Annotated in this window: 4 protein-coding genes; all 4 read right to left on the reverse strand. The window is 54.6% G+C overall.

Going from position 1 to position 2,489, the window contains the following annotated elements:
* Positions 1-265 precede the first annotated feature (265 nt).
* The 4 genes from ACOTYN_RS26045 to ACOTYN_RS26060 all read right to left on the reverse strand — a co-directional run bounded on the left by ACOTYN_RS26045 (position 266) and on the right by ACOTYN_RS26060 (position 2,289).
* Positions 266-763, reverse strand: a complete 498-nt coding sequence (locus ACOTYN_RS26045; protein WP_020323377.1) for a MucR family transcriptional regulator — start codon at positions 761-763, stop codon at positions 266-268.
* Positions 764-817: 54 nt separating this feature from the next.
* Positions 818-1,018, reverse strand: coding sequence for a hypothetical protein (locus ACOTYN_RS26050; protein WP_020323376.1), 201 nt, complete (start codon positions 1,016-1,018; stop codon positions 818-820).
* A gap of 41 nt (positions 1,019-1,059) precedes the next feature.
* The gene (locus ACOTYN_RS26055) at positions 1,060-1,329 is read right to left on the reverse strand and encodes a hypothetical protein (RefSeq protein ID WP_020323374.1); all 270 of its coding nucleotides are present in this window, start codon (positions 1,327-1,329) and stop codon (positions 1,060-1,062) included.
* A gap of 168 nt (positions 1,330-1,497) precedes the next feature.
* Positions 1,498-2,289 (reverse strand): LPD29 domain-containing protein, encoded by a 792-nt coding sequence (locus ACOTYN_RS26060; protein ID WP_020323375.1) that lies wholly within the window; start codon positions 2,287-2,289, stop codon positions 1,498-1,500.
* Between the last annotated feature and the right edge of the window lie 200 nt (positions 2,290-2,489).

The following is a 2,489-nucleotide window of genomic DNA, read 5'->3' on the forward strand; positions in this document are numbered from 1 at the left end:
TTCGGGTTTTACGTTATTTCAGTGAGTTAGCGACAGCAGGCAGGAAAATCAGGTATTCAGTATTTTTGATGCCTTATAGCCCCGTTGCGGGGCGGTTGGCGCGGCGCGGCCTTTGGCCGCTGCAAGCGCCGGGTTTGACGAGCAGATACCCGTTGAGCTGCACAATCCATGTTTATCACAAGCGTCAGCGATGGAAGCCCGAAGGGGCGAGACAGCAAGGCTGGCTCGATGCGCAGCACGACGTAGCGGCCCGGAGGGAGACGCCCTATTTAGCGTCCGCCACCCATTTGTACAGACACCCAACCGACAGATTCAGGTCGGCGGCAATATCCTTAACTTTCTCACCAGTCACCTTTCTGGCCGTCATTCTCTGCACGGCTTCATCCCTGAGCGTATCAGGAACGACCTTCACCACCGGAGAATGCTTCCATATCTGATGCACCCGCGCGACGTTCGCCGCCGCCACTTTATGCAACCTGGTGCTGGTCGCACGTTCAGGAGCATTCTTCCGGCCTTCGGCCATGAGCGCGAGCTGGTCAGCGGGGCGAATTTCGCCCCGCCGGATACGGCGCAAAACATTTTCCCGACACTGGCGGGAATGCTCGGCGCTGGCAAGCGGCGTGTGTAGTGGTATGCCCCAGCGTTCCCGGTACTGTCTGGCGTTCATCTGGTGGGCTTTACTCAAATGAGGGGCCAGGAAAGAAAACTCCTTCCCGCACTCCAGGCACTTAATTTTTTCCGGTGCGTCGTCATGATCAGCCATCGTCCGGCCTCCTTTTCGTTATGCAGGGCGGCGATTAGCCGCCCTGCAATTTAATTAACAATCCTCGCGCTGTGTCCAGCGGTTATCCGTCAAAGCCTGCTGCGCAGTGCTGCTGTCCGGGAAGTATTCAGCGGATTCCCTTGATACCGGGTAGCCCTCACTGGTCGCAGTGCCAATGTAATAGCCTCTCTGGCTTTTCAGGATCTGCAACGCCAGGTCAAAACCCTGTTGCTGTGCGAGTTTTCCGTTTTCCATTTTTTTCTCCAGGCTGGCGGGGGTTTCCCCCCGCCTGTGGGTTAGTGAGATTTGCGTGACAGGTAAAGCGGCAGGAAGCAATCAAGCGCATACAGGAATGAAACGACCGACGCAGAGCCGTACAGCAGCGCCAGCGGCATATTATCGGCATAGCTAAACACGCCTGTTGATGCGGCCAGCCCCAGCACGGTAGTACACGCGCCGCCCAGCTGGACTTGCTCGCGGTAGCCCTGGCGAACCATAAACCACGGAAGGGCCAGCGCGGCTGCGGCGAGAATAAACGCGATTGGGATGATGATCAGATAGTTCATAGATAACTCCTTAGATGCCACTTTGGGCTGTGTTACCGGGCGGCGGTATTGCCTCCCGATGAAATAAGTATCGCTTTTTTTGCCCCAAAAGTCAATATTAGTAAATACAATTATTACTTATATTTCATGAAATTTTACCCACAAAAAAGCGCCCCGAAGGGCGCTAATTTAGCGGCTGGATTTATCCACCTTTCCCGCATTGATGCGGATTTGCGCTGCAAGCCCCCAGGTAAAGCAGTCATGCCCGCGCCCCGCCAGCGCCCCGGATTTGTACGCCTCAAGCGTCACATCAGCGGGGATGGTGGTTTCGCCGTATTCTTTGCGTAGCAGGTCGATAGATTCAGCGATCAGCGCGTCGGTCAGGTCACGTGAGCAAAACAGGTATTTCACGCCACCATAAACACGGTGGAAGCCCGTAATGTTGTATTCGTAAATGTCTTCCATTGAGTTAACGCTACCTTCCTCAAACTTATCTGTAATCGCTTCTACAGCCTCTTTGGTTGGGCCATCCGTCCACGAAACATAGAGCGCGTTATAGTCACGCATACGGACAGAAAACTTCACGCCGGGGAAATGCTTTTTCAGCAGAATACGGATGTTTTTAGCGGCTAGCTTGGTGGTGTTGCTTTCGGTGGCCGTTGTCAGCAATCCGGCGTTTTCCGGGTCAGCGCTGGCACGTTCGTTCGCCAGCTGGCGGGCATCTTCTTTCGCCTGGTGTCTCGCTTCGCGCTGGTCGGTCACACTCTGCACAACCTGACGGCGGGCGCGGAGTTCATCGAGTGAAAGGGTCTTGTCGATCACCTGGTAAAAACGCAGGGAGGTTTCCAGCAGCGGGGCGCAGGTCGGGGCATTCAGGCCGAGGATGGTATAGCTGATTTTGCCGTCAGCCAGATTAACCGCGCTTACTACATACTCGTTGTTAAAAGAGGTGAGGCACTGGCCGACAGTTAAAGTAGTCATAATATTACTCCTGATAATCGCCGCTTTGGGCTGTGTTACCGGGCGGCGGCATTGCCTCCCGATGAATATAAGTATCGCCTTTTTTGCCCACAAAGTCAATATTAGTAAATACATTTATTACATATATTTCATGTGGCTGCGGCAGTTAAGAAGATGCGCGGAGCGCATGGGAGGCGCAACGCGCCGGAAGCCCCGCAGCG

This window comes from Enterobacter cloacae complex sp. IR5458, assembly GCF_049238025.1.
GTDB lineage: Bacteria > Pseudomonadota > Gammaproteobacteria > Enterobacterales > Enterobacteriaceae > Enterobacter > Enterobacter kobei.